Genomic DNA, 2,198 nt, shown 5'->3' with positions numbered 1-2,198 from the left:
CATCAAAATGTAGTGTGCCTTGTGGATTTTGTTGATTGGGTAAGCCAAGTGACGGCGACCCCAGTCTTCTAGACGGTGAACCTGGCCACCGCTATCTTTGATAACACCAGTATAACGTTCAATCATTCCTGGAACCTGTTCACTTTGATCAGGGTGCACCAAGAATACGATCTCGTAATGACGCATATTTTCTCCCTTCGGGTAATAGCCTTTTAATGTCGACCACATCGGCCGTTTAAAAAGCAAGGAGTTACAAGTACACGGTAAAGTCTATTCCTTCCATAAGAAAGGTATAAGCTCCCCGCAGATTTTAGAGCGCGATATTCTAGAGATAAAACCATCAAGGTGCAAGACCTTTGCAGTAAGTTCGAGACCTTATCGCCTAATGACTCACCATTAATACTTATTATTGAAGTAAACGCTTAGAACAGGAAGCCCGGACTCTGCATGAAAACCCGCACCTATCCACAAGTTTCCAATTGCCGCCAGTACACCATCAATATAAATCAAAGGATAAGTATCACGTCGCCAAGGAGGAATACCCGCTTCTTGAAAAAGGCTTTTAAGGCTACGCCCCGGCCCGTCAGGTCTAGTCCTGAGCGACTCCCCTCCAGCACGAGATTTTATCTGCAACTCAAAACCTGCCCCGGGCACGGCGAGCTGTATACGACCTGAATCAGCCTGCATGCTTACATCCCCACTTTCATAAGCACACGATATATTCTGAGCTGCAATTTCAACATTATAAACTTGACCACGCCGCTTAAATTGCCGAGTTTCGCTATAAGATTCACTGCCGCCCACAGGTTTACGCTGGCAATAAATTCCCCCTAGATAACGGCGCAATTCAAAACCTGACCATTGGACAATAGGATTAGCATCTGGCTTGGCTGAAATCAGCTCAGTAAAAACTCTTCCCAATATACGCTCTGAAGGCTGCGGGCAATCAAAGTTATCAATCCAAGCTCGTAACAAGATCTTCTGATCTCTCTCTCTATAAGATGATAAAACTGAGATATCGATGACTTTTTCACCCTGAGCGCGCTCAAGCAACAAGCCAGAATCAAATTGCTTTACACACCAATCATCAATAAAGCTTTGCGTTTCACTTGCTTTACACGCAACCTGCGCAAGAGCCTCGGTAGAATTTGGCCAACGCTGTTCAAGTAGAGGGAGAATTTCATTCCTCAGAAAGTTTCTATCAAAGACTGAATCACTATTGCTTTCATCCTCGACCCACTTCAGACCCAAACCTTCCGCTTCTAACTCTAAAGCCCTTCTCGAGACCTCAAGCAAAGGGCGATAAATAACAGTTCCACAAGACATAAGCCTGCTAGGCGGAATAGCCGATAAGCCCTTAACACCACTACCGCGCAATGCCCTAATCAACACCGTTTCAGCCTGATCGTTTTGATGATGACCCTGGAGCAACACATCACCATCATTTAGCAGCCTCTCGAAAACTTCGTAACGAGCCTTCCTGGCTGCGGCCTCTAGCCCTTCACCACTCGCAGTAACTGATACACGCTCTACATAGCAAGGAATAGATAGCTCCTGGCACACCTGCTGACAATGACGAGCCCAGTCGTCTGCGTTTTTACTAAGCCCATGATGAACATGTATTGCTGATAAAGCTAAGGAGGGGTTTAATAAACGAAAAGTATGCAAGAGCACGATAGAGTCCAAGCCACCACTCAAGGCAACAACATAGCGTTTGGACTCGGGCACTCTTTTTAATGCCTGCAAGATCACCGGGGAAACCTTCATCTCACTCACAGAGCACCCTATTTGACTATTTACTCTTTAACGTAGGCCGTTAAACGTTGATAGCGCTGATCCATTAATTCTTCAGTATCTAAAGCCGAAAGTTCATCAAGCCCTGCAATAAGCTGAGCCTTCAATTGAGTAGCCATCTCGGGCATATTTCTATGTGCACCGCCTAAAGGCTCCTCTATGACGCCATCAACCAGACCTAATTCTTTCAGACGTTGAGCGTTAACCCCCATCGCTTCAGCCGCATCAGCTGCATACTCAGCACTTTTCCACAGAATGGAGGCACAACCCTCAGGGGAAATAACAGAATAAGTTGAGTACTGAAGCATATTTAGACGATCACAGACACCAATAGCCAGCGCGCCACCAGAACCACCTTCACCAATAACAGTGGATATAATTGGCGTTTTAAGCCGAGACATGAC

The 2,198-nt window shown here is 45.9% G+C and carries 2 protein-coding genes and 1 pseudogene; all 3 read right to left on the bottom strand.

Going from position 1 to position 2,198, the window contains the following annotated elements; genetic code table 11:
- On the bottom strand, positions 1 to 186 hold a 186-nt coding region (rpsF, locus tag A3756_RS17305), incomplete at its 3' end, for a 30S ribosomal protein S6 (protein WP_068554069.1).
- Positions 187 to 396: 210 nt separating this feature from the next.
- Positions 397 to 1,767, bottom strand: coding sequence for a tRNA lysidine(34) synthetase TilS (gene tilS / locus A3756_RS17300; protein WP_068511445.1), 1,371 nt, complete (start codon positions 1,765 to 1,767; stop codon positions 397 to 399).
- A 29-nt stretch (positions 1,768 to 1,796) separates the two neighbouring features.
- Positions 1,797 to 2,198, bottom strand: a pseudogene (locus tag A3756_RS17295) (acetyl-CoA carboxylase carboxyl transferase subunit alpha); the annotation flags it as partial.

Source organism: Oleiphilus sp. HI0086 (assembly GCF_001635225.1).
Note: the sequence above shows the minus strand (reverse complement) of the source record. Positions and strands in the feature narration are given on the sequence as shown.